22 protein-coding genes and 1 pseudogene are annotated in these 21,045 nt (G+C 73.6%); 14 read left to right on the forward strand and 9 right to left on the reverse strand.

From position 1 onward, the window contains the following. Positions 1 to 110: 110 nt before the first annotated feature. Positions 111 to 1,070: a zinc metalloprotease gene (locus AB0G13_RS12700; protein WP_357872871.1), complete on the forward strand. Its 960-nt coding sequence runs from the start codon at positions 111 to 113 to the stop codon at positions 1,068 to 1,070. Between the two features lie 82 nt (positions 1,071 to 1,152). Here AB0G13_RS12700 and AB0G13_RS12705 read toward each other — a convergent pair whose 3' ends face one another. Further along, entirely contained in the window at positions 1,153 to 1,638 is a 486-nt protein-coding gene (locus AB0G13_RS12705; protein ID WP_357872875.1) for a carboxymuconolactone decarboxylase family protein, read from the reverse strand. Positions 1,639 to 1,806: 168 nt separating this feature from the next. Here AB0G13_RS12705 and AB0G13_RS12710 point away from each other — a divergent pair, with 168 nt between their 5' ends. Continuing rightward, positions 1,807 to 2,721, forward strand: a complete 915-nt coding sequence (locus AB0G13_RS12710; RefSeq protein ID WP_357872877.1) for an RNA polymerase sigma-70 factor — start codon at positions 1,807 to 1,809, stop codon at positions 2,719 to 2,721. 15 nt (positions 2,722 to 2,736) lie between these two features. On the opposite strand, the gene AB0G13_RS12715 is transcribed toward AB0G13_RS12710, so the two are convergent. Then, on the reverse strand, positions 2,737 to 4,416 hold the full coding sequence (locus tag AB0G13_RS12715) for a DNA repair helicase XPB (protein WP_357872879.1): 1,680 nt from the start codon (positions 4,414 to 4,416) through the stop codon (positions 2,737 to 2,739). 176 nt (positions 4,417 to 4,592) lie between these two features. On the opposite strand from AB0G13_RS12715, the gene AB0G13_RS12720 reads away from it, so the two are divergent. Together AB0G13_RS12720 and AB0G13_RS12725 are read left to right on the forward strand one after the other, a co-directional pair. Further along, positions 4,593 to 5,486 (forward strand): L,D-transpeptidase family protein, encoded by an 894-nt coding sequence (locus tag AB0G13_RS12720; RefSeq protein ID WP_357872881.1) that lies wholly within the window; start codon positions 4,593 to 4,595, stop codon positions 5,484 to 5,486. Between the two features lie 124 nt (positions 5,487 to 5,610). Beyond that, positions 5,611 to 5,859, forward strand: coding sequence for a hypothetical protein (locus tag AB0G13_RS12725; RefSeq protein ID WP_357872884.1), 249 nt, complete (start codon positions 5,611 to 5,613; stop codon positions 5,857 to 5,859). Between the two features lie 5 nt (positions 5,860 to 5,864). Here the strand turns inward: AB0G13_RS12725 and AB0G13_RS12730 are convergent, their stop codons facing one another. Continuing rightward, positions 5,865 to 8,345 carry a helicase-associated domain-containing protein gene (locus AB0G13_RS12730; protein WP_357872887.1) on the reverse strand — a complete coding sequence of 827 codons (2,481 nt, stop codon included), beginning with the start codon at positions 8,343 to 8,345 and terminating at the stop codon, positions 5,865 to 5,867. Between the two features lie 85 nt (positions 8,346 to 8,430). On the opposite strand from AB0G13_RS12730, the gene AB0G13_RS12735 reads away from it, so the two are divergent. Next, complete coding sequence (locus tag AB0G13_RS12735) at positions 8,431 to 9,054, forward strand: HAD family hydrolase (RefSeq protein ID WP_357872891.1); 624 nt, start codon at positions 8,431 to 8,433, stop codon at positions 9,052 to 9,054. A 34-nt stretch (positions 9,055 to 9,088) separates the two neighbouring features. After that, complete coding sequence (locus tag AB0G13_RS12740; RefSeq protein WP_101413859.1) at positions 9,089 to 9,475, forward strand: cold shock domain-containing protein; 387 nt, start codon at positions 9,089 to 9,091, stop codon at positions 9,473 to 9,475. On the opposite strand, the gene AB0G13_RS12745 is transcribed toward AB0G13_RS12740, so the two are convergent. Beyond that, entirely contained in the window at positions 9,436 to 10,335 is a 900-nt protein-coding gene (locus tag AB0G13_RS12745; RefSeq protein ID WP_357872894.1) for a 1,4-dihydroxy-6-naphthoate synthase, read from the reverse strand. The genes AB0G13_RS12740 and AB0G13_RS12745 overlap by 40 nt on opposite strands. Positions 10,336 to 10,601: 266 nt before the next feature. Then, entirely contained in the window at positions 10,602 to 10,916 is a 315-nt protein-coding gene (locus tag AB0G13_RS12750; RefSeq protein ID WP_357872897.1) for a hypothetical protein, read from the reverse strand. 184 nt (positions 10,917 to 11,100) lie between these two features. On the opposite strand from AB0G13_RS12750, the gene AB0G13_RS12755 reads away from it, so the two are divergent. Together AB0G13_RS12755 and AB0G13_RS12760 are read left to right on the forward strand one after the other, a co-directional pair. Next, positions 11,101 to 11,604, forward strand: a complete 504-nt coding sequence (locus tag AB0G13_RS12755) for a helix-turn-helix transcriptional regulator (protein ID WP_357872900.1) — start codon at positions 11,101 to 11,103, stop codon at positions 11,602 to 11,604. Then, positions 11,601 to 11,960, forward strand: a complete 360-nt coding sequence (locus tag AB0G13_RS12760) for a GNAT family N-acetyltransferase (protein ID WP_357872903.1) — start codon at positions 11,601 to 11,603, stop codon at positions 11,958 to 11,960. Before AB0G13_RS12755 ends, AB0G13_RS12760 begins: the two co-directional genes overlap by 4 nt. Before the next feature lie 52 nt (positions 11,961 to 12,012). Here AB0G13_RS12760 and AB0G13_RS12765 read toward each other — a convergent pair whose 3' ends face one another. Both AB0G13_RS12765 and AB0G13_RS12770 read right to left on the reverse strand, forming a co-directional pair. Then, positions 12,013 to 12,678, reverse strand: a complete 666-nt coding sequence (locus tag AB0G13_RS12765; RefSeq protein WP_357872906.1) for a futalosine hydrolase — start codon at positions 12,676 to 12,678, stop codon at positions 12,013 to 12,015. After that, positions 12,675 to 14,369, reverse strand: a complete 1,695-nt coding sequence (locus tag AB0G13_RS12770; RefSeq protein ID WP_357872909.1) for an MFS transporter — start codon at positions 14,367 to 14,369, stop codon at positions 12,675 to 12,677. Before AB0G13_RS12770 ends, AB0G13_RS12765 begins: the two co-directional genes overlap by 4 nt. Before the next feature lie 87 nt (positions 14,370 to 14,456). Here AB0G13_RS12770 and AB0G13_RS12775 point away from each other — a divergent pair, with 87 nt between their 5' ends. Next, positions 14,457 to 15,296, forward strand: coding sequence for a DUF3027 domain-containing protein (locus AB0G13_RS12775; RefSeq protein WP_357872912.1), 840 nt, complete (start codon positions 14,457 to 14,459; stop codon positions 15,294 to 15,296). Positions 15,297 to 15,353: 57 nt separating this feature from the next. On the opposite strand, the gene AB0G13_RS12780 is transcribed toward AB0G13_RS12775, so the two are convergent. Beyond that, positions 15,354 to 15,602, reverse strand: coding sequence for a DUF2530 domain-containing protein (locus AB0G13_RS12780; protein ID WP_089002323.1), 249 nt, complete (start codon positions 15,600 to 15,602; stop codon positions 15,354 to 15,356). A gap of 87 nt (positions 15,603 to 15,689) precedes the next feature. Here AB0G13_RS12780 and AB0G13_RS12785 point away from each other — a divergent pair, with 87 nt between their 5' ends. The 5 genes from AB0G13_RS12785 to thpR all read left to right on the forward strand — a co-directional run bounded on the left by AB0G13_RS12785 (position 15,690) and on the right by thpR (position 20,294). Beyond that, on the forward strand, positions 15,690 to 17,168 hold the full coding sequence (locus tag AB0G13_RS12785) for an NCS2 family permease (protein ID WP_357872915.1): 1,479 nt from the start codon (positions 15,690 to 15,692) through the stop codon (positions 17,166 to 17,168). Between the two features lie 119 nt (positions 17,169 to 17,287). Further along, on the forward strand, positions 17,288 to 17,737 hold the full coding sequence (locus AB0G13_RS12790) for a MarR family transcriptional regulator (protein ID WP_172896591.1): 450 nt from the start codon (positions 17,288 to 17,290) through the stop codon (positions 17,735 to 17,737). Positions 17,738 to 17,805: 68 nt separating this feature from the next. Continuing rightward, positions 17,806 to 19,089: an MFS transporter gene (locus AB0G13_RS12795; RefSeq protein WP_357872918.1), complete on the forward strand. Its 1,284-nt coding sequence runs from the start codon at positions 17,806 to 17,808 to the stop codon at positions 19,087 to 19,089. 104 nt (positions 19,090 to 19,193) lie between these two features. Next, positions 19,194 to 19,703 (forward strand): hypothetical protein, encoded by a 510-nt coding sequence (locus AB0G13_RS12800; RefSeq protein WP_357872920.1) that lies wholly within the window; start codon positions 19,194 to 19,196, stop codon positions 19,701 to 19,703. Positions 19,704 to 19,715: 12 nt separating this feature from the next. Continuing rightward, positions 19,716 to 20,294, forward strand: a complete 579-nt coding sequence (gene thpR, locus AB0G13_RS12805) for an RNA 2',3'-cyclic phosphodiesterase (protein ID WP_357872922.1) — start codon at positions 19,716 to 19,718, stop codon at positions 20,292 to 20,294. Positions 20,295 to 20,653: 359 nt separating this feature from the next. Here the strand turns inward: thpR and AB0G13_RS12810 are convergent. Next, a pseudogene (locus AB0G13_RS12810) lies at positions 20,654 to 21,045 on the reverse strand (DUF3071 domain-containing protein); the annotation flags it as partial.

Here is a 21,045-nt window from a genome sequence, read left to right on the forward strand (position 1 = left end):
TCGCCCGCGCCATCGACGTGGTCTCATACCGGGATGACGACGTCTTCGACCTGGTCGTGGTACCCCCGCGTCGTCTCCGCACCGCCTCCATCCTCCTGAAAGGTGCACCGATGCACAGGAGACCGATCTTCCGACTTGCAGTCCTCACCGCCACCGCCGCGACGTTCCTGGCGTCCGGTGGCGCCTACGGCGCGGCATCGGCGGCCCCCGTGACCGTCTCCCCGGGCGTCGCCGAGTGCGAGCCGGACGCCCACGGGCACGGCGCGGCCCGGCTCGCCGAGGGCGCCACCGCGCAGGAGCCGGAGCTGTACTCCAAGAACGAGGCGAACGCCTACGGCGTCATCAAGGACGCCCCGCGCCTGGCCAACGGCAGCGTCACCGTGCCGACGGTCTTCCACATGATCTCCGACCACCCCCTCAGCGCGGCCGAGACGACCAGGTGGAACACCCTGATCGCGGCGCAGATGAAGGTGCTCAACGACTCGTTCGCCGGCCGCACCGCCGCGAACGCCTCCGACACGCCGTTCCGGTTCGACCTGGTCGACACGACGTGGACGGTGAACAGCGACTGGTACACGGTCGTGCCGGGCAAGAACGAGCGGGACATGAAGAAGGCGCTGTACACCGGCGACTCCCGCACCCTGAACGTCTACGCGGCCAACATCGGCGGCGGCCTGCTCGGCTGGGCGTACTTCCCGAAGGGCTACAACAACGGCCGGGACTTCATCGACGGCGTGGTGATGCTCGACGAGTCGATGCCGGGCGGCACGGCGGGCAAGTACGCCCTCGGCGACACGCTCACGCACGAGGTCGGGCACTGGCTGATGCTGGAGCACACCTTCGCGCACGGCTGCTCGGCCTCCGGCGACTTCGTCGCGGACACCCCGCGCGAGGCGACGCCGCAGTTCAACTGCCCGGTGGGCGCGGACACCTGCACCGCACCCGGGCTGGACCCGATCCACAACTTCATGGACTACACGCAGGACTCCTGCATGAACATGTTCACCGCCGGACAGGCGGACCGGATGAGCGACGCCTGGGTCGCGTTCCGGGCCGGCGGCGCCGGCTGACGCAGTGCCGCAGGTGGCGGCCGGTCAGTGACCGGCCGCCACCGTCGGTCCCGGATCGGCTGATCCCGGGCCGGACCTCGATTCAGTCGAACGCGGCGGCGAACATGCCCGGCTGGTAGGAACCGCCCCGCTGGTGCACGATCACGGCGAGCCGATTGGCCGCGTTGATCAGGGCGACCAGGACGACCAGCGCGGCGACCTGGTCGTCGTCGTAGTGCTTGCGCACCCGGGCCCAGGTCTCGTCGGACACGCCCTGGTAGGCGTCGGCGAGCCGGGTGCCCTCCTCGGCGAGCGCCAGCGCGGCCTGCTCGGCCTCGGTGAAGACGGTGGACTCGCGCCAGGCGGCGACCAGGTTGAGCCGGACCGCGCTCTCGCCGGCCGCCGCGGCCTCCTTGGTGTGCATGTCGATGCACCAGCCGCAGCCGTTGATCTGGCTGGCCCGCAGCGACACCAGCTCCTGCGTGGCCTTGGGCAGCGGCGACTGCTGGATCACCAGGCCGGCGTTCGCGAACCGCTTGGCGAACTTCCCGGCGACCTCGTTGTCGAACAAGTTGAATCGGGCGTCCATGCTTCCGTCCTTCGCTCCTGGTGTTCGGTTGGACGAACACGAGATGCCGGCGAGCAACGCCATGTGACGGCGCGGCCGGGGTGACGACTGCCACAGCCGGAGGTGTCACAGAACGGCCGGGCCCGGCATCTGATGGGTGACGCAGTCGAGAGGGAACAGGAGTCACCCATGGTGGGCACGCCGCAGACCGCCGCCGACGATCGCCCGGACCCGGCCACCGAGGCGTTCCTCGCCCACCGCAACCTGCTCTTCACCGTCGCGTACGAGATGCTCGGCTCGGCCGCCGACGCGGAGGACGTCCTGCAGGAGACCTGGCTGCGGTGGGCGGGCGTCGAGCTGGGCACGGTCCGGGACCGGCGCGCCTACCTGGTCCGCATCACCACCCGCCAGGCACTCGTCCGGCTGCGTACGCTCAGCCGGCGCAGAGAGTCCTACGTCGGCCCCTGGCTGCCCGAGCCGCTGCTCACCGCTCCGGACGTCGCCGAGGACGTCGCGTTGGCCGACAGCGTCTCGATGGCGATGCTGCTGGTGCTGGAGACGCTGGCACCGACCGAACGGGCGGTGTTCGTGCTGCGCGAGGTGTTCGACCTCGGTTACGACGAGATCGCCGAGGCCGTCGACAAGAACGCCGCCGCCGTCCGTCAGATCGCCCACCGGGCACGGGCACACGTCGCGGCGCGCCGACCCCGCCGGGTCGTCTCCGCGGCCGAGACCCGGTACGCGCTCGACGCGTTCCAGCGGGCGGTCGAGACCGGCGACCTGCAGAGCCTGCTCGACATCCTCGCGCCGGACGTGGTCCTCCTCGGCGACGGTGGCGGCGTCAAACAGGCAGTGCCGCGGCCCATCCTCGGAGCCGACAAGGTGGCCCGCCTGCTGGCCGGTGGGTGGGGCAAGGTCGCGGGCAGTACGTCGTGGCGGCTGGCGCAGGTCAACGGACACCCGGCGCTGATCGTCCAACTCGAGGGCGAGATGGACACGGTCCTGGCCGTACGCGTCGACGGCGGCCTCATCACCGGGATCTACGCCGTACGCAACCCCGAGAAGCTGTCCCACATGGAACGGGAGACCGTCCTGAGCCGGTGAGCCGGAACGCGAGGATCAGTCGACGGTGGGCAGCTTCGGGCCGAGGACGTCGTCGGCGTCGACGATCGTGTACGCGTACCCCTGCTCCGCCAGGAAGCGCTGCCGATGCGCCGCGTACTCGGTGTCGATGGTGTCGCGGGAGACGACGGTGTAGAAGTGCGCCTGGCGGCCGTCGGCCTTCGGCCGCAGGACCCGGCCGAGCCGTTGTGCCTCCTCCTGGCGGGAGCCGAACGTGCCGGAGACCTGGATCGCCACCGCCGCCTCGGGCAGGTCGATGGAGAAGTTGCCGACCTTCGAGATCACCAGGGTGCGCACCTCGCCGGAGCGGAACGCGTCGAAGAGCCGCTCCCGTTCCTTGTTGGTGGTCGAGCCCTGCACGATCGGCGCGTCGAGGTACTCCCCGAGCTGATGGAGCTGGTCGATGTAGCCGCCGATCACCAGCACCTGGTCGTCCGGGTGCCGGTCGACCAGCGCCTTCACCACGGGCAGCTTGGTGCGGGCGGTCGCCGCCATCCGGTAGCGCTCCTCGGCCTCCGCCGTCGCGTACGACATGCGTTCCGCGTCGGTGAGCGTCACGCGCACCTCGGTGCACTGGGCCGGCGCGATCCAGCCCTGCTGCTCGATGTCCTTCCACGGGGCGTCGTACCGCTTCGGGCCGATCAGGCTGAACACGTCGCCCTCCCGGCCGTCCTCGCGGACCAGAGTCGCCGTGAGGCCCAGCCGGCGGCGGGCCTGGAGGTCCGCGGTGAACCGGAAGATCGGCGCGGGCAGCAGGTGCACCTCGTCGTAGACGACCAGACCCCAGTCGCGGGCCCCGAACAGGTCCAGGTGGGTGAAGGTGCCCTTCTTGCGCGAGGTGAGCACCTGGTACGTGGCGATGGTGACCGGGCGGATCTCCTTGCGCTCGCCCGAGTACTCGCCGATCTCCTCCTCGGTCAGCGACGTGCGGGCGATCAGCTCGCGCTTCCACTGCCGGCCCGCCACGGTGTTCGTGACGAGGATCAGGGTGGTCGCCTTCGCCTCGGCCATCGCCGCCGCCCCGACCAGCGTCTTGCCGGCGCCGCAGGGCAGCACCACGACGCCCGACCCGCCCGCCCAGAACGCCTCCACGGCCTCCCGCTGGTACGACCGCAGCGTCCACGGCTTCCGGCCGTCCTTGCCGGCCTCGGCCAGCTCGATCGGGTGCGCCTCGCCGTCGACGTAGCCGGCCAGGTCCTCGGCCGGCCAGCCGAGCTTGAGCAGCGCCTGCTTGAGCCGGCCCCGCTCGGACGGGTGCACCGCGATCGTGTCGTCGTCGAGCTTCGCGCCGAGCATCCCGGCGAGCTTCTTGCTCTTGGCGACCTCGATCAGCACCAGCCGGTCCAGTGCCCGCAGGACGAGGCCGTGCGCCGGGTCGTTGGCGAGCTGGAGGCGGCCGTACCGGTCCATCGTCTCGGCCACGTCCACCAGCAGCCCGTGCGGCACCGGGTAGCGGGAGTACTTGATCAGGGAGTCCACCACGCCCTCGGCGTCGTGGCCGGCGGCGCGCGCGTTCCACAGCCCGAGCGGGGTCAGCCGGTAGGTGTGCACGTGCTCGGGGGAGCGCTCCAGCTCGGCGAAGGGCGCGATGGCCATCCGGCACGCCTGCGCGTCGGGGTGGTCGATCTCCAGCAGCAGGGTCTTGTCCGACTGCACGATCAGGGGTCCACCGCTCACGCCAGTGCCTCTCCTCCGCCTCGGGTCGCCGGCTGTCCGGGAGGCGACTGACCCGCCCAGGCCGACCCACCAGTGTTGCACGCACCCGGGTGACGGCAGAAAAATCTGGTCACCTGGAGCAACCGGAGCGGTACTCGCAACGTCTACCAAAGGGAACACCTGTCAGGGGAGGCGCCATGCGCAAGGTCCGGATCACCAGCCGGCTCGTCGCCCTGGCAGTGGTCACGCTGGTCGGCGCCGGTGCGTGCGCGTTCGATCCGCAGGCCGACGGTGGCGGGGGCGGGGGTCCCGTACCGGCCGGGGCTGCGGAGCGGGTAACGGGGGCGAGCGGTGCGCCCGGGCCGGACCAGCGGGCGCGGTCCAGCACGGCGCCGCCGAAGCGCAAGGTCAAGCCGACGCGGAGCACGCCCGAACCGACGCGTCCGGCGGTGAAGCCGACGCGGCCCGCGACGAAACCCACCGCGTCGCCGTCCGCCGCCGGCTGCCCGCAGGGCGAGCACCAGCGCGAGGTGGAGGCGTACCTGGCCCGGCTGGGCGGGTTCGGCCGCCTGACCGTCGACGGCCGGCAGTCCGCCGCCGACTGCGCCGCCATCAGGAAGTTCCAGAAGCGGTACGACATCCGTCCCGCCCACGGCCGCGCCGGGCCCACGACGTACGACGTGGCGAAGCGGCTCGCCACCACCGACACGGCGCGCTGCCGGGCCGGCTCGGGCACCACCTTCTGCATCGACCTGACCCGGCAGACCACCTGGGTCATGCGCAACGGCAAGGTGCTCGTGAAGCCGACCGTGACCCGCACGGGCATGCCCGGCTACCGCACCCCCGCCGGCACGTTCACGATCAATTACCGCAACGTCAAGGAGTGGTCCGACCCGTACGAGGTGTGGCTGCCGTACTGGCAGCACTTCACCCGGGGGATGGGCTTCCACCAGACCACCACCTACCTGCACGACAAGGCGATCGGCTCGCACGGCTGCGTCAACCTGCTGCCCGGCGACGCCGTCCGCTACTGGGAGCTGGGCAAGGTCGGCAGCAAGGTGGTGCTGGTCGGTCGGCGTCCCGGCACCTGAGCCGCCCCGGCACGTCCCCGGCGCCGTCGCACACCCCGTCCGATCCGGGTCTTATCCCCTGTCACTCCCGCCACGGCGGTGTCACGCTGGATGCCAGTCGTCGAACCGGACGGGGAGGCTGGAGATGACAGTCGACCGCGAAGTGATCCCGGAGCACAGTCCCGCGCACGACCGGTCGCCCGTCGAGGAGGTCTCCACCGCCACCGTGGTCGCGTACGCGGTGGCGGCGGTGGTGCTCGTCGGCTGGTTCCTCTTCGGCTGGCTGGTGCTCGAGCAGGGCTTCGTCGACTCGGTCGGCGAGTCGGCCGGCGCCGGGTTCGCGCTGCTGCTGATCGTCTCCGTCGTAGGGACGGTACGCCGCAGCCGGCGCTGACCCGCTCAGTCCTCCCGCACCGCCGCCGTGATCCGGTGCAGGGCGAAGGTGTGCAGCATCTCCGTCCGGTCGTCCTCGGCGCGCAGGTAGCCCGCGCCGATCGAGACCGGCCGGACGAGCCGGGACGCGGTCGCCCCGTGCGCGTCGACGTACCCGACCCAGACCAGCGCCTTGTCCCGGACCGCCTGCTGGAGCACGGCGAGGGCGTCGCTGTGCGAGGGCACCGGCGCCGGACCGGCGTGCCCGACCGCGCCCCGCACCACGGCCGGCGCCCGCCGGGCGGCCCGGGCCGCCGCGTCGCCGCGCCGGATCTGCTCCACCACGCCCAGCAGGCGGGGCATGGCCAGCTTCGGCGTGGTCAGCGGGTCGAGCGTCCTGGTCGTCACCGGCACCCGCGCCGGGGCCCGCCGGGTCTTCGGGCGGGCGAGCACCGCCGCCCCGCTCGCGTCCTCCGGCACCGGGGCGTACCCGGCGTCGCGCAGCGCCATCAGCATCCGGCCCACCTGGTACGGCGTCGACAGCACCGTCGGCGCCAGCCGGCGCAGCGCCAGCGGCTCCAGCCGCCGGTCGGCGAGCACCTCGGTCAGCAGCGCCTCGTCGTCGCTGCGCACGTACCCCCCGGCGGAGCCGACCCGCAGCCCGCCGTGCTTGCGGGCCACGTCGTCCACCAGGTACGTCAGCCCCTGCGGCACGGGGGTGCGGGACCGCCGCCGGAACAGGCCGTGCAGGTCGTCGGCCGAGTAGCCGGCGTCCAGGGCCCGGCGCACGCTGGCCGGCGTGACCCGGTGCACGCTGGCCCCGCCGGCCGACTCGTGCTCCGCCACCACCTCCAGTTCGGCGGCGAGCGCCGGATCGGGCGGGCCGGGCACCACGACGGTCAGGTCCGCCTGCACGAGGAAGTGGTCGACCGGGGCGGGCAGCAGCGCGTCCAGCGCTCGTACGGCGCTGGACGGGTCCCCGCTCTCGGCGTCCGAACGCAACCCGAGGGGGTCGTCCCCACCCCGCTCGTCGGCGGCGGTCACGTCGGCGAGCAGCAGCCGCCCGTACGAGGTGAGCGCCCCCAGCCCCGTCACGCCCAGCGTGGCCGCCTCGGCCAGCACCTCGCGGTGCGCGGCCTCCCGCCCCCGGCTGCGCCGCGGCGCCCGCCAGTCGAGCAGGGCCAGCACCTCCTCGGGGGTGGGCCCGGTGGCCGGTTCCAGGTCGGCGAGCACCTCCAGCACGGCCCGCCGGGCGGCCGGCGCGCCGGCCCGTTCCGCCTCGGCGGAGAGCACCGTGATCGGCCGGTCCCGGTCGTCGCGCTGCCCGACCAGGCCGGCCTGCCGGGTCATGGTCAGCCAGGCCCGGGCGAGCTGCTCCCAGCGCTGCGCGAGCGTCCCGGCCCGCCACACCTCGTACCCGGCGGTGGGCAGGACCTGCTGGTCCGCGCCGTGCCGGGTGGTGGTGGCCCCCGGCAGGTCGACCTCGCCGACCAGCCCGCCCGCGTACGCCGCCTCCAGCAGCAGGGCGGCCGTCGGCTCGTCCACCCCGACGACCCGGGCGAGCCGGCGCAGGTCGCGGACGCCCAGGCCGCCGGAGCGCAGCACCGGCGCCGGTTCGGCGGCGAGCTGCTCCAGCAGCGCCTCGGTGTGGCGTACCACCTCCATGGTCTGCCCGGCCCCGGCCGAGTCGGCGGCCTTCGGCTCGCGCGGCGCGGTCGCCACCGGCGGCGGGCTGCTGCGCAGCGGGCCGAGCGGGCCGCTGTCGCGGCGCAGCAGCAGGCCGACCTCCCGGGGCAGCTCGACGGTGCCCGTGACGCCGGCCCTGCCGCCGGAGACCGGCACCAGCAGGTGGTGGTCGACGAGCCAGCGCACCGGCGAGCCGGTCGGCGCGCCGCCGTTGGTCGGGTCCGGGGGCAGGTCGTCCTCCGCGCCGAGCGGGGGCGCCTGCAACGCGCCCGCCGGCACGCTGCCGACCGGCGGTCCGGCGGCCAGCCGGTCCAGGATCGCCCGGGCCGAGGGCGGCGCGGCCAGCAGCGTCCGCCGCAGCTTCGCCGGGTCCGCGCAGAGCGCCGCCGCCCGTGGGTCCAGCTCCGTCGCCGGTCGACCCAGCCCCGCCGGGTACGGGGAGACCTCGTCGACGCTGGCCACCACGTGCAGGGCACTCTCGGGGCCGTACAGCACGAAGAGCGCGCGCAGCCGGTTCACGGCGGCGCGGACGGTGGTGGGGGCGGGCGGGTGCGGCCCGGCGGTGGCCATGGCGAGCACCGCCTCGGTGGAGGTCGTCCCGTCGGTCGCGTTCCGGGTCAGCCGGGCGGCGTCCAGCATCAGCAGGGTGAACTGGTCCAGCGCGTCGAGCGCGCGGGCCACCGAGACCCGGGACTGGGCCCGGGTGGCGAGCGCGGAGACATCGGCCGGCACGGGTACGACGAGGTCCGGCCGCAGCTGGAGGAGGGCGGCGAGCGACTCGTCGGGCAGCGACCGCAGGTGGTCGGCGAGTGAGGTGGTCATCGTCGTTCCACGCTAGCCCGGCCGAGGGTCCTCCCGCCCCTCGGACGTCCGGCTGGCCCGGGGTTGGGCGGGTACGTTCTCCTGCATGGCAGCGCTGACGGTCGGCTTCGACCTCGACATGACCCTGGTCGACTCGCGTCCCGGTATCGCCGACGCCTTCCGGGCGCTGGCGGCCCGGACGGGGGTGCACGTGGACGCGGCGGCCGCCGTGTCGCGGCTCGGCCCGCCGCTGCGTACCGAGATCGCCCGCTGGTTCCCGCCGGAGCAGGTCGACGAGGCCGTCCGGACGTACCGCGAGCTGTACCCGGCGTACGCGATCACGCCCACCATCCCGCTCCCCGGCGCCGTCGCCGCGCTCGACGCGGTACGCGCACGCGGCGGCCGCGTGCTCGTGGTGACCGCCAAGCTGGGCCGCCTGGCCCGGCTGCACCTCGACCATCTCGGGCTGGTGGCCGACGAGGTGGCCGGCGACCTGTTCGCGGAGGAGAAGGCGACCGCGCTGCGGCGGCACGGCGCGACCCACTACGTCGGCGACCACGTGGCCGACATGGTGGCCGCCGGGGCGGCGGGCGTCCCGGGCATCGCGGTCGCCACCGGCCCGTGCACCGCCGACGAGCTGCGCGCGGCCGGCGCGGAGGTGGTGCTGGATGATCTCACCGGATTCCCGGCGGCGCTGGACGGCATGATCCGGCTAGCCTTGGAGCGGTAGACGTCTCAAGCTCAAGCGAAGCAGGGGTTCTCAGGTGCCGACGGGTCGAGTGAAGTGGTTTGACGCGGCCAAGGGATACGGGTTCGTCACCAGTGACGAGGGTGGCGACGTGTTCCTGCCCAAGGGCGCGCTACCGACGGGTGTCACCGACCTCAAGGGCGGCCAGCGGGTCGACTTCAGCGTGGTGGACAGCCGCCGGGGCGCGCAGGCGATGGGGGTCAAGCTGCTCGACGCCCCGCCCTCGATGGCGGAGCTGCGTCGCCGGCCGGCGGAGGAGCTGCACGGCCTCGTCGAGGACATGATCAAGGTGCTGGAGGCGAAGGTTCAGCCGGACCTGCGCCGGGGTCGGTTCCCGGACCGCAAGACGGCGCAGAAGATCGCTCAGCTGGTCCACGCGGTCGCCAACGAGCTGGAGGTCTGAGGCACCAGCCCGGCGTCGGCGGCCCGGCCGAGCAGCGCCTCCACGGCGGCGAACCCCGCGTCCCCCAGGTCGGCGGTGAACTCGTTGACGTAGAGCCCGATGTGCCGGTCCACCACGTCGGGCTCCATCTCCTGCGCGTGCGCCAGCACGTACTCCCGGCTGGCGGCCGGGTCGGCCCAGGCTCGGCGGACCGACTCGCGGATCCACCCGGCCGCCGCCCCGGGGTCGACCGCGCCGCGCCGGGCCAGGATGGCCCCGAGGGGGATGGGGAGACCGGTGTCGGCCTCCCACCACTCGCCGAGGTCGACCAGGGCGGTCAGGCCGTGCCGTGGGTAGGTGAACCGTGCCTCGTGGATGACCAGGCCGGCGTCGTACCGGCCGGCGGCGACGCCCGGCATGATCTCGTGGAACGGCACGACCTCGATCCGCGCCGGGGGCCGCTCGGCCGCCCAGAGCCGGAAGAGCAGGTACGCCGTGGTCCGGTCGCCCGGCACCGCCACGGTGGCGCCACTCAGGTCGACGCCGCCGAGGCTGCCGTCGCCGGGGTCGGCGGGCCGGTCGGCGCGGCCGGGGTCGGCGGGCCGGTCGGGGTGGCCGCCACGGGTCAGCACCAGCGGGCCGCAGCCACGGCCGAGCGCGCCTCCGCAGGGCAGCAGGTGGTAGTCGTCCAGCAGCCACGGCAGCGCCGCGTAGCTCACCTTGACCAGGTCGAACGCCCCACGCTCGGCGGCCGTGTTGGTGACGTCCACGTCGGCGTACGTGACGTCGACCGGCGGGGCGCCGGGCACCAGGCCGTGCACCAGGGCGTGGAAGACGAACGTGTCGTTGGGGCAGGGCGAGATCGCCAGTGAGAGCGCCACGCCCTCACCGTATCCCCGCCGCCGGCGGCCCGGCTTCGCCCGGTCCCCACGACTGTGACCTGCTCCGCCAGGTGGCCCTGCTCAGCTAGGTGGGGGCGCGGAGGTAAGGGTGTGTGCGGTGACGGTACTCGCGACGACGCGATTGGGAGATGTCCCACGACGACGAGCCGCGTCCTTCCTGACGCCACGAGCCATGGGCAGAGTGGGAACCCGACGGCGACAACCAGGGCGGCAACGGAGTCCTGCTCGGCCCTGTCGAGCTGCCCTCATGGATGGGGCAAGCCGCGATCCGGCAGATAGCGCAAGCCGCGATGCAACAGATGGGCAGGTTGCGATCCGGCGAGCGCCGGCCGCACCAACGCCCGCCGCACGAGCGTCGGCCGTGCCAGCGTTGGCTGCGCCAGCGTTGGCCGTGTCAGCGTTGGCCGTGTCAGCGTTGGCTGCGCCAGCGATGGCCGCACCAGCGTCGGCCGTGCCAGCGTCGGCCGTACCAGCGCGGGAACGCACTCCTGCTGCCGGATGACCTGGCTGATGCCCGAGTGCACCCGCATCGCGCGGCGGGACCAGTGCAGACGGCCCATTCCTGGATGCCGGTCGTTCAACGGTGCCGGCAGCTCTGGTAGACCGGTGGTCTCACGAACGGGGCAGCTCGACAGCGCCCCGAAGAACACGTCACCGCACAGCGCTGAGCCACTTATCCACAGGCTTGTCCACAGGTGTGCCGCGCCTGTTGACGGTCGCTCGTGGCGTCGCAACGATCGACAGGTGGCGGAGTCGACCAGACCGATCGAGGTGGGGGCGGCGCTGCGTGCTCTCCGGCGCCAGGCAGACCTGAGCCAGCGGGAGCTGGCGCGTCGGTCGGGCGTACCCAAGAGCACCGTGGCGCGGATCGAGTCCGATCCGGGAGCCGACCCGAGGCTGCGGACGGTGGAGCGGTTGGTCCGGGCTGCTGGCGGAGAGCTGGCGGTCGGCGTCCGGACCGCTGACCACTCCAGCACGGACGGCGGTCCGGGAGCCGTCGCCGTGCCGCCGCCCGTCCCGCACGACGGACGACGCGACGAGGCAGGCCGCCGCTATCCCGCGCATCTCGACATCCGCGAGGTCCGGACGCTGAAGGACTGGCCGGGTGCGTGGTGGGGGCACTGGTACGTCCACCGGAGCAGTGGCCGGTGCGGGTGCCGGAGAGGACGTACGACCTCCACCGTGGGCGACGCGACGAGCGACGGGTACGGGAACGGGCCCGCGCCACCGTCAGTTTTCGTCGGGTGACGGATGGGGTGCCGGACGGGTGCTGGCGGTTCGTGGCCCAACTGTCGGGCGGTGAGCTGGTCGGCGAACTCCGGGCACACGAACGCAGCGAGGACCTGCTGCTCGGTGAGGATCTGGACGACCGGCGGGAGATAGTGCTGGACGGTGTCCTCGTCGCGCCCCAGTTGCGCTTCCTGGGCATCGGCCGCCGGCTGCTTCAGCTCCTTGGTCAGGAACTGGAGCGGGCCGGTATCCGCACCGTGCGCGCCGTCGCCAGCTTTGGTGGGGCCAGCTTCCTGGTTGCCTGTGGCTACCAGGTGGAGGCGAGCCGGCCGACGGCTCTGCGGTTCGACCGGCGACCGACGTCCGGCGGATGATCGCCGGGCCGAGCAGCCCGAGCAGCCCGAGCCAGGTCCGGGCAGGGCAGGCTCAGGGCAGTTCGGATGAGGCCAGGGCCGCGGCGGCGGTGGTGAGGGCGGCGAGCGCCTCGCGCATGCGCCAGGCGTCGCGGTCCCGGGGGCCGATCGGGTTGGAGACGGTACGCAGCTCGACGAACGGGACGCCGGCCTGCGCGGCGGCGACGGCCACGCCGTACCCCTCCATGGCCTCGGCGACCGCGTCGGGATGGCGCCGGCGCAGGGCGTCCGTGCTGGCGGCGGTGCCGGTCACCGTGCTGACGGTCAACACCGCGCCCACCGTTGCCGTCGGCAGCGCGGCCCGCAGGTCGGCCAGCAGCCCCGGGTCGGCGGCGAGCGCGACGCCACCACCGAGCCATTCCGGGGGCATGCCCAACTCGTCCACCGGGAGGAAGCCCGCCGGTGACTCGGCGCCCAGGTCGGCGGCGACGGCGACGGCGCCCAGCACCGTCGCGCCGACCTCCACCCGGCCGGCGAAGCCACCCGCCACGCCCGCGCTGACCACACCGCGGTACGGACGCCCGGCCGCCTCGGCGAGCAGCAGCAGCCGGGCGGTGGTGGCGGCGGCGACGGCGGGCCCGACCCCCACCGGCAGCACGGCCGTCGACGGATCCGTGAGGCCCGCGCGGACCGCCTCGGCCTCGGCGGGCACCGCCGTGACCACCAGCAGGCCCGTCACGGCAGGGGCCCCTGCGGTTCCCGCCGGGTCTCGTCGTCCGTGCCGCCCGGCCCGCCGACGGCCGACGACGGCCGGTAGATGTGGTAGCCCGGCGGGGCCAGGGCCGGGTCGTCCAGCGGCGAGCCGCCTTGCGCGGGGGCGGGTGAGACGGGCGCCACCCCGTTCTCGGGGCCGGCCTCGGCCTCGGTGCGCGCGCCGGCCCCGGTGCCCGTGCTTGCCGCAGCGTCCGTGTCCGCCTTGGTGGGCGTGCCGGCCCCGGTGTCCGTGACGGTTCCGTCGGTTTCGTCGGCCAGTTCGTCGTCGGCGAGCGGGCGACCGGCCAGGCGCTCGGCGCGCAGGCGGCCCGCCACCACCACGCCCCGGACGGCGGCCAACGTGCCGACCCCGGCGGCGACGGCGATCCCGATCCGGCCGTCGAAGGGTACGAGCCCCAGCCCGCCCCCGGCGACGAACGCGAGCATCAGCACCGTCTCGGAATGGGCGAACGAGCTGGCCCGCAGCCGCTCCGGGATGCGCTCCTGGATCGAGGCGTCCACGGTGAGCTTGGCGATGCCGCTGATCAGCGCGGCCACGAGGCAGAGCAGGGCGACCATCGGCAGCGAGAACTTCAACGCGGCGAGGATCGCCACCCCGCCCACGATGATCATGCCGCTGGACTGGATCGCGACGGGTCGGTGGATGCGCAGCCGGGTGCCGATCGCGGTGGCGAGGAAGGTGCCCGCGGCCAGCGCCGCGCCGACGAGGCCCAGCGCCCCCTCGTCGCCCAGGTCCCGGCCGAAGACGACGGTGGTCAGGTCGCCGGCCTTGATCGCGAAGGCCAGGAAGAGCAGCAGGAACCCGTACAGCCCGCGCAGCGTCGCGGCGCCGATCAGGGTGGCGATCACGAGCCGGCCGGCCGGTCGCCCCCGGCCCAGCGGGCGGTCGCCGGTGCGCCGGCCGAGTGCCCGTAGCGGCCGGGGCACCCGCTCCGGCGGCTCGGAGTCGGCCTTCGGCGGCAGCCGCAGGGAGATCACCATGCCGACCAGGAAGATGATCGAGGCGACCCGGAGCGGCCACTGCGGCCCGAACCAGAAGGCGGCCAGCCCGATCGGCGCGACCAGGGCGCCGGCCACCGTGCCGTAGACGCTGGCCCGGGCGCCCACCTGGGAGAGGCCGAGCCCCTCCGGCAGCAGCCGTGGGACGGCCGCCGAGCGGGCCACCCCGTACGCGCGGGAGAGCGCCAGCACGCCGAAGGCCGCCGGGTAGAGGCCGAAGCCGTGGATGTAGTCGGAGATCAGCCACGCCAGGAAGGCCCGGCCGAGCATGGTGGCGGCCAGCGCGTACCGGCGGCCGTGGCGGAAGTGGTCGAGCAACGGGCCCACCACCGGGGCGAGCATGGCGAACGGCACCATTGTCACCAGCAGGTAGAGGGCGACCTTGCTGCGCGCCTCGCCGAGCGGCACGTTGAAGAAGATCGTCCCGGCGAGCCCGATGGCGATCAGCGTGTCCCCGGCGCAGGAGATCGCGTGCAAATCGAAGAGGCGGACCATGCCGACCTCGTCGCCGGCGCCCCGGGCGCGGGCCCGGCCCGCCCGGCGGGTCACCCAGCGCCCACCGCTGACCGAGCCGCGCAACAGCAGGCGGACGGCCTTGATGCCGGTGCCGACGGTCCGCCCGAGTACGGACCGCCCGGAGCGGGAGAACAGCGGCATGTCCACCATCCTCACCCATCCGGTCCGTCCGTGCCGCACCACTGTCCCAGAACGTCGTCGGCGGGTGCCTGTCGGTCGGCCGTACGCATGGGGAACAATGGTCGGGTGACCAGGCCCGCCTCCGCCCGTGCCGCTCGTCTCGACCAGGTCTGCGCCGCCGCCGTCGAGGTGGCACGTGACGCCATTACCGAGGTCGACCCCTCGGACATCGGCGACCACCTGCAGGCCGTCGCGGAGGGCGACCGACTCGTCACGCACTACTTCGAGTGTCGGCTCGCCGGCTACCGCGGCTGGCGATGGGCGGTCACCGTGACCCGGGTGCCGCGCAGCCGGCACGTCACCATCTGCGAGACGGTGCTGCTCCCCGGCACGGACGCGATGCTCGCCCCCGGCTGGCTGCCGTGGCAGGAGCGGCTCAAGCCGGGCGACCTCGGCCCCGGCGACCTGCTGCCCACCCCGGCGGACGACGACCGGCTCCAGCCCGGCTACCTGCTCTCCGACGACCCCGCCGTCGAGGAGACCGCCTGGGAGTTCGGCCTCGGCCGGGCCCGGGTGCTCTCCAGGGAGGGGCGCAGCGAGGCCGCCCAGCGCTGGTACGACGGCGACCACGGCCCGTCCGCCGCGATCTCGGTCGCCGCCCCCGCCGCCGCCCGCTGCGGCACCTGCGGCTTCTACCTGCCGCTCGCCGGCGCCCTGCGGCAGTCCTTCGGGGCCTGCGGCAACTTCTACGCCCCCGACGACGGTCGGGTGGTCAGCGCCGACCACGGCTGCGGGGCGCACTCGGAGACCCTGATCGAGGCCGCCGAGACCCAGGTCGACGAGATGCCCACGGTCTACGACGACAGCGCGGTCGAGCCCGTGGCGGTCAGCCGGGCGCCGGGCTCGGTCGAGGCCGCGGAGCCGGCGGAGCCGTACGGCCACCCCTGACGCCACCGGGCGCTGCGCCGATCCGGCGGATCGGCGTCGTCGCAGAGTCGTCGCAGGTCAGCGGCCGGCGCGACGGCGACGCCGGTTGGCGTCGTGCCGCATCATCACGGCGAGACCGGGGAAACCCCACAGGAAACCGGCCAGGCAGGTCCACAGCCAGTCCTGGTGGTCGTGCGCGGTCAACCAGTCGCGGAAGAAGACCAGCAGCACCAGCCCGGCGAGCGCCCAGGCCGCCATCCCGGCGAGGGCGAACGGCACCATCGGCGGGTCGAGCGGCTCGGGCCGCGGTGGCTGCTCCTTCGGCACGCGGCAAGCGTACGCGATCAACTTTTCCTGCTGGCCGGTGATCTGCGACGATGCGCGCGACAACGGAAGATCACCTGCGAGGACCTGATGGCAGTAGCGCCGCCCGAGAACGGCACACCACCCGACCCAGCGCACCCGCGTAACGGTTTCGACCGGTACTTCGAAGTCTCCGCCCGTGGCTCGACGATGAGCCGCGAGGTACGCGGTGGCCTGGCGACCTTCTTCACGATGGCGTACATCGTGGTGCTCAACCCGCTCATCATCGGTGGTGCCGTCGACGGCGACGGCCAGAAGCTCCCCATCGCCGCCCTCGCCGCGGCCACCGCCCTGGTCGCCGGCCTGATGACCATCCTGATGGGTGTCGTCGGCCGGTTCCCGCTGGCGCTCGCCGCCGGCCTCGGCGTCAACGCGCTGGTCGCGTACGAGATCGCTCCGGAGATGACCTGGGCGGACGCGATGGGCCTCGTGGTGATCGAGGGCCTGATCATCGCGGTGCTGGTGCTGACCGGCCTGCGTACGGCGGTGTTCCGCTCGGTGCCGACGCAGATGAAGACGGCGATCGGCGTCGGCATCGGCCTCTTCCTGACCATCATCGGCCTGGTCGACGCCGGCTTCGTGCGCCGGGTGCCGGACGTGCAGAACACCACCGTCCCGGTCAGCCTGGGCATCGGCGGCAGCCTGGCCAGCTGGCCGCTGCTGGTCTTCGTGGTGGGCCTGCTGCTGACCGTGGTGCTGCTGGTGCGCCGGGTCAAGGGCGCGATCCTGATCGGCATCCTCGGCTCCACCGTGCTGGCGATCGTCGTCGAGGCGGTGGCGAACATCGGCCCGTCCTTCGTCGACGGCAAGCCGAACCCGAAGGGCTGGGCGCTCAACGTCCCCGAGCTGCCGAAGACCTGGGTGGACGTGCCGGACCTGTCGCTGATCGGCAACTTCAACGTCTTCGACTCGTGGGGCCGGGCCGGCTGGGTCGTCGTCCTCATGTTCGTGTTCACCCTGCTCATCACGGACTTCTTCGACACCATGGGCACGATGGTCGCGGTCGGCCAGGAGGGGAGCATGCTCGACGAGCGGGGCACCCCGCCGCGGGCGAAGGAGATCCTGCTGGTCGACTCGATCGCGGCGGCGGCCGGCGGTGCGGCGAGCACGTCCAGCAACACGTCGTACATCGAGAGCGCCGCCGGTGTGGCGGAGGGTGCCCGGACCGGCGTGGCCAACCTGGTCACCGGCGGGTTGTTCCTGCTGGCGATGTTCCTGGCGCCGCTGGTCGTGGTGGTGCCGTTCGAGGCGGCGTCCACCGCGCTGGTGGTGGTCGGCTTCCTGATGATGACCGCGGTGCGGACGATCGACTGGTCCGACTACGAGATCGCGATCCCGGCGTTCCTGACGATCGTGCTGATGCCCTTCACGTACTCGATCTCCAACGGCATCGGCGCCGGCCTGATCTCGTACGTGGTGGTGAAGCTCGCCCGGGGCAAGGCGCGGGAGATCCACCCGCTGCTGTACGGGGTGGCCGCCCTCTTCGTGCTCTACTTCCTGCGCGGGCCGATCGAGTCCGTGGTGCTCTGAACACCGTCCGCTCCGGGCCGGTGACCGGATCGGGTACCCGGCCCGGAGCAGGACAAACTTCTCGTGAGCATGGTCATATCACCACTCATTCGCCAGGCTAATTAGTTAGGCTAACTATCGTGACGGAGCGGACGGTGACGGCGAAACGCGTGCCACCGGCGCAGCTGGCACCGCAGCTGCGTGATGCGATCACCCGGCTCAACCGGCGGGTCCGACAGGCCCGGCCGGTCGGCGACCTCACGGTCACCCAGCTCTCCGCGCTCACCAGCCTCCGGCTGGCGGGTGCGCTGACGCCTCGGGAACTGGCCGACGTGGAACGGGTGCAGCCCCCGACGATGACCAAGATCGTCGCGAAGTTGGAGGAGCGCGGCCTCGTGCAGCGCACCCCCCATCCGACCGACGGCCGGCAGGTCATCCTGGCGGCGACCGAGGGGGGACGGGCGGTGCTCGACCAGTTCGAGCGGGTCCGTGACGAGTGGCTGGCCCGCCGGCTGGCCGAGCTGACCGAGGCCGAGCGGGACACCCTGCGGCAGGCGGCCGAGATCCTTCAGCAGGTCGCCCGCGCCTGACCCGCGCGTCGTGCCACCGCGCCGTCCGACGTCGATGACGCGTACGACCGCGAGGAGGCGCACCAAGAGTGCAGGCGAAGCTGAGCACGATGTTCCAGTCCCTACAGGTCCGCAACTACCGGCTCTTCGCATCCGGGCAGCTGATCAAGCTGATCGGCGTCTGGATGATGTTCATCGCCCAGGACTGGCTGGTCCTCGAGCTCTCCGACAACTCCGCCACCGCGCTCGGCGTGGTGACCGCGCTCCAGTTCACCCCGGTGCTGCTGCTCACCCTGCTCTCCGGGCGGCTCGCCGACCGCTACGACAAGCGCATGCTGCTCTTCGTCGCCAACGCGTTCTGGACCGTGCTGGCCCTCGCCATGAGCCTGCTGGTGATGACCGGCCTCGTGCAGCTCTGGCACGTCTTCGCGTTCGCGGCCCTGCTGGGCGTCGCCAACGCCGTGGAGACGCCGGTCCGGCAGGCGTTCGTCTCCGAGCTGGTCGGCACGTCGCTGCTGCCGAACGCGCTCTCGCTGAACGCGGCCGTGTTCAACTCCGCCCGGATCGTCGGTCCGGCCGTCGCCGGCCTGGCCATCGCCGTCCTCGACGTCGGGCCGGTCTTCCTGTTCACCGCGCTCAGCTCGATCGCCCCGCTGGTCACCGTGATCCAGATGCGCCCCACCGAGCTGCACCGGGAGGCGCTGCCGCCGCGCGACGAGCGGGCGTCGGCCAAGGTGGTCGACGGCCTGCGCTACGTCTGGCGCCGGCCCGACCTGCTGCTGCCCATGGCGATGATGTCGGTGATCGGCATGTCGCTGTTCAACTTCCAGCTGACCCTCGCCGCGCTGGCCAAGACCGTGTTCCAGACCGGTGCCGCCTCGTTCGGGCTGTTCAGCACCGCGCTGGCGGTCGGCGCGCTGGTCGGGGCGCTCGCCGGCACGGGGCGGCGCAGCCGCCCGTCGGTCTGGCTGGTGCTCGGCGCGGGGGTCGGCTGCGCCAGCTTCGGCACGCTGGTGGGGCTCGCCCCGGCGTACTGGATGGTGGTGACGCTGCTGCTGCCGACCGGGTTCTTCATGGTCTTCTTCGCCCAGGCGGCCAACCAGCGGGTCCAGCTCGGCACGGACGCCGCCTTCCGCGGCCGGGTGATGGCCCTGTGGGTGCTGGTCTTCCTCGGCACCAACCCGGTCGGAGCGCCGCTCATCGGCTGGGTCGCCGAGACCTACGGCGCCGGCGCCAGCATCTGGATCGGCGGGCTGATCTCGCTGGCCACCGTCCTGATCGCGCTCACCTGGCAGCTGCGCCACTCCGGCGCCCGGCTGCGCTTCCGCATCCTGCCGATGCCGCGCTTCTACGTCACCTCCACCGACTGCTGAGCGTCCCGCCGCCCCTCCGGTGGGACGATCCGTCCCATCCTGCGGATGGCGTGGATGGCACGAAACCGGTGGCGGGCCGGCCGGAAGAGGCTTAGCGTCGATACGTGGAGCTCGGGCGCGCGCTGCTGCTGATCCTGGCCTTCGTCGCCATAGCGAGCCTGCCGGCGATGATCGCCTTGGTCTTCTGCGCTGACGAGATCATCGACCGGGTCGCCTGCGGATGGGCCGAGTGGCGCGAGCGCCGACGGGAGCGGCGCACGATCGCCCGGCTGGACCGGGCCGTCGAGGCCGACGCGCTGACCCGCGACATCGACCTCACCGGCTTCGACCGGCCCGACCGGCGCCCGCTGGAGGAACTCGCCGCCGACCTGCGCCGCCTGCGCGGCCAGGGGGTCGGCCCCGACGGCCGCCAGCCCGTCTGGCACGGCACGGTCCTGCGGGCGTACGACGACCGGCTCCGGCTGGCCTGCCGGGCCCTCGGGCTCACCGAGCACCTGGCCGAGCTGGAGGGCGTCGACCTGGAGCTGGAACGGGTCCGGGTGGAGGGACTGCTGCACGCCGCCGGGCTGACCCTGCCCGCCGCCCGGGCCGGCCACCGGCAGCGTCACCGCTGAGGGCGTAGCGGCGTGCGGCTCTTCGTGGCGCTCTACCCGCCGCCCGAGGCGGTCGCGCACCTCGGCGCGCAGGTCGCCCGGCTGCGGATCGGCGCGGCGGCCGCCGCCGGCATCAACGTCCGGCTCGCCGACCCGGCCCACGCGCACGTCACCCTCGCCTTTCTCGGCGACGTCGAGGCGGACCGGCTGGTTGCCGTGGAGAGCGCGCTGGGGCTCGCCGCCGAGTGGTCCCGGGACGGCCGCCAGGCCGCGCCCCGGCTCCGGCTGGCCGGCGGCGGGCGGTTCGGGCGGGGCCGGTTCACCGTGCTCTGGGTCGACCTGCGGGGCGAGGTGGAGCCGGTACTGGTGCTGGCCCGGCTGATCCGCTCCCGCCTGCGGCACGCCCGCCTGCCGTACGACGAGAAGCCGTTCCGCCCGCACCTGACCGTCGCCCGCCCCGGCGACCGGGTGCCCCCGGTCGACGTGGCCGCCGACGTGGCCGCCCTCGACGACTACGAGGGCCCGCAGTGGCCGGCCGGCGAGATGGTCCTCGTGCGTAGCCACCCCGGGCCCCGCCCCACCTATGACCGCCTGGCCGCCTGGCCCCTCTGACGCTCCTCGGTCACCAGGCCCAGGCCTCCGGGCCGGGACCGGCGTTGCCGACGGGTGGGAAGAGCTCGTCCAGGCGGGTGAGGACGTCCTCGTCGAGGCGGCCGGCCAGGGCGTCCAGGGAACGGTCGAGCTGGTCGGTGGTGCGCGTCCGATGATCGGGGCGGTCAACCCGGGCCGGGACAGCAGCCAGCCGAGGGCCACGTCCGCCGGGTCGTGCCGAGGCAGAGGCGGCTGACCGACAGGCCCGTACGGCCAAGGTCCGTGTACTCCATGAGGCCACCCTGCCACGGCGGCACTTCGAGTGCCTCGAGTGCCTCGCGTCGACTCCGGCGACGGGGTCCGTCGCCGGAGTCAGCCGGTCACGAGGACTCGCGGGCCGCCGGGCCGCTGCCGAAGAGCACGTCGTCCCAGCTCGGCAGGCGCTTGCGCGGCTTGCCGCCGGCGTCGGTCGACTCGCCGGCCGCTGCCGCCGCGGGCGCTCCCGTGCGCCGGGGCCGGAGCACCGCCAGCGACGGCACGGCCGGCACCTCCTTGGGCGCGTCCGAGTCGTCGTCGAACGCGGAACCCTGGCCACCGCCGAGCAGCGCCGCCGCCCCGCCGCCGACCGGCCGCTGGCGCGGCGCGTCCTGCCCGGCCAGGGCTGCCGGGGTGCGGGGTTCGAGCCCGCGGCCCGAGGTCGAGCCGAGCGGACGGTCGAGGGAGGCGAGCAGGGCGTCCCGCCCGGCCCGGATCGGGTCGCGCCCGGGGCGGC

This window comes from Micromonospora sp. NPDC023633, assembly GCF_040640035.1.
In the GTDB taxonomy this organism is placed as follows: Bacteria; Actinomycetota; Actinomycetes; order Mycobacteriales; family Micromonosporaceae; genus Micromonospora.

Coding starts and splice junctions, on each gene's coding strand:
- AB0G13_RS12705 (WP_357872875.1), bottom strand. CDS start 1,638: ATGGACGCCCGATTCAACTTGTTCGACAACGAGGTCGCCGGGAAGTTC.
- AB0G13_RS12770 (WP_357872909.1), bottom strand. CDS start 14,369: ATGCCGCTGTTCTCCCGCTCCGGGCGGTCCGTACTCGGGCGGACCGTC.
- AB0G13_RS12750 (WP_357872897.1), bottom strand. CDS start 10,916: ATGGGCCGTCTGCACTGGTCCCGCCGCGCGATGCGGGTGCACTCGGGC.
- AB0G13_RS12700 (WP_357872871.1), top strand. CDS start 111: ATGCACAGGAGACCGATCTTCCGACTTGCAGTCCTCACCGCCACCGCC.
- AB0G13_RS12730 (WP_357872887.1), bottom strand. CDS start 8,345: ATGACCACCTCACTCGCCGACCACCTGCGGTCGCTGCCCGACGAGTCG.
- AB0G13_RS12775 (WP_357872912.1), top strand. CDS start 14,457: ATGGGGAACAATGGTCGGGTGACCAGGCCCGCCTCCGCCCGTGCCGCT.
- AB0G13_RS12725 (WP_357872884.1), top strand. CDS start 5,611: ATGACAGTCGACCGCGAAGTGATCCCGGAGCACAGTCCCGCGCACGAC.
- AB0G13_RS12710 (WP_357872877.1), top strand. CDS start 1,807: ATGGTGGGCACGCCGCAGACCGCCGCCGACGATCGCCCGGACCCGGCC.
- AB0G13_RS12735 (WP_357872891.1), top strand. CDS start 8,431: ATGGCAGCGCTGACGGTCGGCTTCGACCTCGACATGACCCTGGTCGAC.
- AB0G13_RS12785 (WP_357872915.1), top strand. CDS start 15,690: ATGGCAGTAGCGCCGCCCGAGAACGGCACACCACCCGACCCAGCGCAC.
- AB0G13_RS12720 (WP_357872881.1), top strand. CDS start 4,593: ATGCGCAAGGTCCGGATCACCAGCCGGCTCGTCGCCCTGGCAGTGGTC.